Consider the following 6,947-nt stretch of genomic DNA (forward strand, 5'->3'; position numbering starts at 1 on the left):
GGGTGAAGTAATTACTCAATATGTAGATTATTTATTGAAACATATATATTAAAATGAAAATGTTTAAATGAATTTTGTAAAATTCATTTGAATATAAAAAATCTTATTATTCATAGGAAAATTGAGAAAGTTTAGAAAAAAATTATTTTTTGAAGATATATGTAGTTGATAGATGATTAAGTTAACGTTTATACTAGTAGTAGAATTAGTATTAAAAATATATTAATAATGTTTTTCAGTTATTGATAAAATAGTTTAAATGAAATAAGTATTTTAAAATGATGTTATATAAATTTATTGCTCTAAACTAAAATTAGGAACAATTTATAAATAGATTACATAGTAAATATTAAATTATAGTTTATACATAAAATATAAGGATAGAAGTTCTCTATAGGATGAAGGTGTGATATATGAAATTAGATTTTAATTTAAATCTTACCCAAGAACAAAAGTTAATAATGACACAACAAATGCAATTATCTATTAAGTTATTACAAATGTCTACTTATGATCTAAGAGAGCATATAGAAAAGGAATTTTTAGAAAATCCGATTCTTGAAGGTGACTTTGACTTTGTCCAAGAAGATAAGAAGTTTGAGGATAAAATAGATTATAAGGAAATGATTAAGTACTTAGAGTTTGATAATTACGGAAACCAAAGTTATAGTGATTATAATAAGGATGACGAAGTTTCACCCTTTAATTTTATATCTAAAAGCGAATCTCTTACTGAATACTTACAAGAGCAACTTATTGAATCTGATGAGGATGAATATAAAAAAGCTATAGTTTCATATATGATAGAAAATATTGATAGTAGAGGATATTTGGACATGCCTTTAGAAGAGATATGCAAGGAATTAGATATTAATATTGAATTAGGTGAAGAGGCTTTAGAAATTCTACAAGATTTAGACCCAGATGGAATTGGAGCTAGGGACTTAAAAGAATGTTTAAAAATCCAATTAATAAAAAAGGGAATGTTAGATGAAAACCTTGAAGAGATAATAGATGAGTACTTAGATTTAATTGCAGATAATAAATTCAGTGTTATTGCTAAAAAATTAGATATTACTCCAAAAGAAGCCCAAGATTTAGGTGATATTATAAAGGGTCTTGAACCAAAGCCATCAAGAGGATTCTTTACAGGAGATGATGTTAAATTCATAATTCCAGATGCAGCAATTAGGAAAATAGATGGTGAATACTTTGTAATAATGAATGAAGGTGTAATACCAAGGCTCTCAATAAGTAGTTTATATAAGGATATTATTAATAACAAGGAAGATGAAAGTACTGAAAGTTATGTAAAGGAAAAACTTAATAGTGCAATGTTCTTAATTAAAAGTATAGAACAAAGGAAAAGTACATTACTTAGAATTTTAGAACAAGTAGTAGAAAAACAAAAAGAATACTTTGATAAGGGAGAAAAATATTTAAAACCAATGACATTAAAGGAAATGGCTGAAATATTAAAAATCCACGAGTCAACAGTTAGTAGAGCTATAAAGGATAAATATATTTTAACTAGTTTTGGTACTGTAAAAATTAAAGATTTATTTACTGGGGGCTTAAGTACTTCAAAAAATAATTCTGAGGATGTAGCAGTTGTTAATATAAAGAAACAAATAAAAGAAATGATAGATGCAGAAGATAAGAAAAAACCTTTATCAGATCAAATAATTTGTGATGAATTAAATAAAAATAAATTAAATATTTCAAGAAGAACTGTTGCTAAGTATAGAGAAGAACTAGGTATAAGATCTTCAAGCAAAAGAAAAAGAATAGAGTAAATGAAAAAAGTTTATACTAGATTTAAAGCTTAAAAAATAGAACTTTGAAATAAATTAAACTTTAAAACTTTATAAGAATAAGAGGATTAACATTATGAGGAAGGTATTACAATAAACAAATATATCTTCCTCATTAATGAGAATATACTAAATAATTGTAAAAGTTTTAGAAAAGTTTAAAGAAAGTACTTTTAAAATCAATAGAAGTGTTTTATAATATTAGATGTGGGACATATATATAATATATGGGACTTTTTTTGACCAAAGGAGGGTTGGCGGTGCAGGAAATATTATATTTACAGAAAAAAATAGTTCCTGAACTTGTAGAAGTCCTAGAAAAGCGTTATAGTATTCTAAGGACAATATATTACAATCAGCCTATAGGAAGACGTGTTTTAGCAAATCAATTAGATCTTGGTGAAAGAATTGTAAGAAACGAAATAAGTTTTTTAAAATCTCAAAATTTAATTGAAATTAATACACCAGGAATGACTGTTACAGAAGAAGGGGAAGAAATAGTTGATAAACTTAAAGAATTTATTCATGAAATAAAAGGTTTATCAGATATTGAAGAAAACATAAAAAATTTCCTTGGATTAAAAGAAGTAATAATAGTTCCAGGAGATGTAGAAAAAAGCAAGACTATCTTAAAGGAAATTGGAAAAGCTACAGCTCAATGTTTAAAATCTATAATAGAAGATAACAATATTATAGCTATAACAGGTGGAAACACCATAAAAGAGTTTGTTGAAGCTATGCCAAAGATTAACAAGGTTTCTAATATTCTTGTTGTTCCAGCCAGAGGCGGAATGGGAAGAAAAGTTGAAATACAAGCAAGTACATTAGCTGCATCTTTAGCAAAAAAGTTAAATGGAGCTTATAAATTGCTTCATATTCCAGAAAATCTAAGCTTAAATCTCTTAGATACCTTATTAAAAGAAAAAGAAATAAAAGAAGTAATAGATAACATACATAAAGCAAATATTTTAATATATGGTATTGGTGAAGCTTTAGTAATGGCTGAAAAGAGAGATGTATCAAGTGATGAATTTAATAAGCTTAAATCTTTAGGAGCAGTTGGAGAAGCTTTTGGATGTTATTTTAACAAAGATTCCAAAGTAGTTTCAGAAAATACTTCAATTGGAATAAATATTAATGAAGCAAGAAAAATTAACACACATATTGCAGTGGCTGCTGGGGAAAATAAAGTAGACGCTATTATTGCAACCATGATGAATAATCATAATGCCATATTAGTCACCGATGAAGCTGCTGGAAGAAAGATTATGGAGTTCATCAAAGAACACAATAAATTAGCTTAAAATTTTTAAAATTTTAAATATAACTATTTTTAGGAGGTAATTGCAAATGGTAAATGTAGCAATTAATGGTTTTGGAAGAATAGGAAGATTAGCATTAAGATTAATGATTGAAAACCCAGAATTCAACGTGGTAGCAATCAACGACTTAACTGATGCTAAGACTTTAGCTCACTTATTTAAATATGACTCTTCTCAAGGAAGATTCAACGGAGAAATCGAAGTTAAAGAAGGAGCTTTCGTTGTTAATGGAAAAGAAATCAAAGTTACAGCTGAAAGAAATCCTGCTGACTTACCATGGAAAGAATTAAACGTTGACGTAGTATTAGAATGTACTGGATTCTTCACTTCTCAAGAAAAAGCTGGTTTACACTTACAAGCTGGTGCTAAGAAGGTTGTTATCTCAGCTCCTGCAACTGGAGACATCAAGACTGTTGTTTACAACGTAAATAATGATATATTAGATGGAAGTGAAACAGTAGTTTCAGGTGCTTCATGTACTACTAACTGTTTAGCTCCAATGGCTAAAGTGTTAAATGATAAGTTCGGAATCCAAAAAGGATTTATGACAACTATCCACGCTTACACTAATGACCAAAATACATTAGATGGTCCTCACGGAAAAGGCGACTTAAGAAGAGGAAGAGCTGCTGCTGCAAACATCGTTCCAAATTCAACTGGAGCTGCTAAAGCAATTGGTTTAGTTATTCCAGAATTAAAAGGAAAATTAGATGGTGGTGCTCAAAGAGTTCCAGTTACTACAGGTTCATTAACTGAATTAGTTGTAACTTTAGACAAGAAAGCTACTGTAGAAGAAATCAACGCTGCTATGGCTGCTGCTGCTAACGAATCATTTGGTTACACTGAAGATGAAATAGTTTCATCAGACGTAATCGGAATCACTTATGGTTCATTATTCGATGCAACTCAAACAAAAGTTATGACAGTTGGAGAAGAGCAATTAGTTAAAGTTGCTGCTTGGTACGACAACGAAATGTCATACACTAACCAATTAATAAGAACTTTAAAGTACTTCGTAACTAGATAATTAAATAGTTAAGTAATACTTAAAATAGAGCATTAATTATGGGTCTGGTTTTATAGAAAATCTATGAGGCCAGACCTATTTTAAATTAAGAATAGATACTTAAGGTGCTGTCGCACAATGAAAAATTAATAAAGGCAGCTTCATGCTTATAAATATAAATGAAACATAAAGTTTCAAAAAATAAATTAAGAGGTGAAATCAATGAGCTTTAATAAGAAAACTATAGAAGATATCGATGTTAAAGGCAAAAAGGTTTTAGTAAGATGTGACTTCAACGTGCCACTAAAAGATGGTGTTATCACTGATGAAAATAGATTAAATGGTGCATTACCAACTATAAACTATTTAATTGAAAATGGTGCAAAAGTTATACTTTGCTCACACTTAGGAAAAGATGCTTCTAAATCTTTAGCTCCAGTTGCTAAGAGATTAAGCGAAATGCTAAACAAAGAAGTAGTTTTTGCTAGAGATGAAGAAGTAGTAGGAGCTAATGCTAGAGCAGCTGTAGAAGCTATGAAAGATGGCGATGTTGTATTATTAGAAAATACAAGATGCAGAAAAGAAGAAACTAAGAACGTAGAAGATTTCTCTAAGGAATTAGCTTCTTTAGCTGATATATTTGTTAACGATGCATTTGGTACAGCTCACAGAGCTCACTGCTCAACTGTAGGTGTTACAGATTACTTAGATACAGCTGTATGTGGATACTTAATTCAAAAAGAATTAAAGTTCTTAGGAGAAGCTGTTAATAATCCAGTTAGACCATTCGTAGCTATATTAGGTGGAGCTAAGGTTTCAGATAAGATAGCTGTTATCAACAACTTATTAGAAAAAGTTGATACATTAATCATCGGTGGAGGAATGGCTTACACATTCTTAAAAGCTCAAGGATACGAAGTTGGATCTTCTTTAGTGGAAGCTGATAGAATTGACTACGCTAAAGAAATGATCGAAAAGGCAGCTGCTAAGGGCGTTAAGTTCTTATTACCAGTTGACCACAGAATTGCTGCAGAATTCAAAGATGTTGAAGCAGTAGTTACAGAAGATCAAAACATCCCAGCAGGAAACATGGGATTAGATATCGGACCTAAGACTGAAACTTTATATGCTGATGCAATTAAAGATGCTAAAACAGTTATATGGAACGGACCTATGGGAGTATTCGAATTCGATAACTTCAATAAGGGAACAATTGCAGTAGCTAAAGCTATGGCTGATGCAGATGCAACAACAGTTATCGGTGGAGGAGACTCAGCAGCTGCTGTTAATATCTTAGGATTTGGAGACAAGATGACTCACATCTCTACAGGTGGTGGAGCTTCTCTAGAATTCTTAGAAGGTAAGGCTTTACCTGGAATAGAAGCACTAAATAATAAATAAAAACAAGTTTTATTTATTAATGAAAGAATGAAAAAATGAAAGAATGAAAGAATGGAAATGATTAAAAGCATGGTATTCTAAAAAGAGATTTTTATTTTATTATTTAACGTTGTTGAATAATAACCTTAATTTTTTAATTTCTTAATTCTTTCATTCTTCCAATTAATAATAATACGGGGTGATTTAAATGAGAAAACCAATAATAGCTGGAAACTGGAAGATGCATTATACTCCAGCTGAGGCTGTAAAAGTTGTAGAAGAATTAAAACCATTAGTAGCTAATGCTACATGTGATGTTGTAGTATGTCCTACTTTTGTTTGTTTAGATGCTGTTTTAAAAGCAGTTGAAGGATCAAACATTAAAGTTGCTGCTCAAAACATGCACTTTGAAGAAAAAGGAGCTTTCACAGGAGAAGTTGCTCCAGGAATGCTTGAAGCTATGGGAGTTAGCTATGTTGTATTAGGACATAGTGAAAGAAGAGAATATTTCAATGAAACAGATGAAGCTTTAAACAAGAAAGTTAAAGCTGCATTTGCTCATAACTTAACTCCAATCCTTTGCTGTGGAGAATCTTTAGAGCAAAGAGAAAACGGAACAACTAATGATGTTGTTGGAGCACAAATCAAAGCTGATTTAGAAGGATTATCTAAAGAATTAGCAGAAAAAGTTGTTGTTGCTTACGAACCAATCTGGGCAATCGGAACTGGAAAAACTGCTACAAACGAACAAGCTAATGAAACAATCATGGCTATAAGAGCTGTATTAGCTGAAATGTTTGGAAAAGAAGTTGCTGATAAGATAAGAATTCAATATGGTGGATCAGTTAAGCCAAACACAATTAAAGATCAAATGGCTATGTCTGACATAGATGGAGCTTTAGTTGGTGGAGCTAGCTTAGTTGCTGCAGATTTCTCACAAATAGTTAACTTTTAATTAATTAAAGCTGTGTAATAATTATTAGATAATTATTACACAGCTTTTTAATTGATAAAAAGTATAGTGATGAAAAGTAAAGTAAAAGAGAATAAAACAAAATAAAATAGAATAGATGGATACAGAAAGTTTAATTTTTTTGTGTGATGATAAGATAAAAAATAAATATATTTGCAAAAATTAGAGAAAATACAAGTAAAAGAATTATTAATTAATAATTATTATCAAAAATATTTTCTTGCAAAGGTTTAACTAGCTTGTACATTTATTGTTAAAATGAAGTAATTGTAGTATAATAAAGGTGAAATTAAAGAAAGATAATATTATATAAGTTGTGGTAGATATTTTGCATTAATTGAGTTGTATTTTGAATTAATAGCATTTAAGTAAACTAAGTATTTTAGAGACTTATATAAAGATTTAAATATATATGATTTCAATTTTATTATTTTATTTAAGTAAGTATATTA

General features: G+C 29.5%; 5 protein-coding genes. All 5 read left to right on the plus strand.

Features of this window, described 5'->3' with window-relative positions:
• Nucleotides 1-413: 413 nt before the first annotated feature.
• The 5 genes from rpoN to tpiA all read left to right on the plus strand — a co-directional run bounded on the left by rpoN (nucleotide 414) and on the right by tpiA (nucleotide 6,477).
• Entirely contained in the window at nucleotides 414-1,796 is a 1,383-nt protein-coding gene (gene rpoN, locus E6248_RS11080) for an RNA polymerase factor sigma-54 (protein ID WP_316340863.1), read from the plus strand.
• Between the two features lie 278 nt (nucleotides 1,797-2,074).
• Entirely contained in the window at nucleotides 2,075-3,118 is a 1,044-nt protein-coding gene (locus tag E6248_RS11085) for a sugar-binding domain-containing protein (protein WP_316340864.1), read from the plus strand.
• Between the two features lie 46 nt (nucleotides 3,119-3,164).
• The gene (gene gap / locus E6248_RS11090; RefSeq protein WP_136007789.1) at nucleotides 3,165-4,163 is read left to right on the plus strand and encodes a type I glyceraldehyde-3-phosphate dehydrogenase; all 999 of its coding nucleotides are present in this window, start codon (nucleotides 3,165-3,167) and stop codon (nucleotides 4,161-4,163) included.
• Nucleotides 4,164-4,364: 201 nt separating this feature from the next.
• Nucleotides 4,365-5,543, plus strand: coding sequence for a phosphoglycerate kinase (locus tag E6248_RS11095; protein WP_136007788.1), 1,179 nt, complete (start codon nucleotides 4,365-4,367; stop codon nucleotides 5,541-5,543).
• A 187-nt stretch (nucleotides 5,544-5,730) separates the two neighbouring features.
• A complete protein-coding gene (gene tpiA, locus E6248_RS11100; protein WP_136007787.1) occupies nucleotides 5,731-6,477 on the plus strand; it encodes a triose-phosphate isomerase in 747 nt (248 codons plus the stop codon).
• Nucleotides 6,478-6,947: the final 470 nt, after the last annotated feature.

Source organism: Clostridium sp. (assembly GCF_032552055.1).
In the GTDB taxonomy this organism is placed as follows: Bacteria; Bacillota; Clostridia; order Clostridiales; family Clostridiaceae; genus Clostridium.

Bases quoted from the DNA above. Each gene is read 5' to 3' on its own strand.
- rpoN (WP_316340863.1), top strand. From the start codon at position 414: ATGAAATTAGATTTTAATTTAAATCTTACCCAAGAACAAAAGTTAATA.
- gap (WP_136007789.1), top strand. From the start codon at position 3,165: ATGGTAAATGTAGCAATTAATGGTTTTGGAAGAATAGGAAGATTAGCA.
- E6248_RS11095 (WP_136007788.1), top strand. From the start codon at position 4,365: ATGAGCTTTAATAAGAAAACTATAGAAGATATCGATGTTAAAGGCAAA.
- tpiA (WP_136007787.1), top strand. From the start codon at position 5,731: ATGAGAAAACCAATAATAGCTGGAAACTGGAAGATGCATTATACTCCA.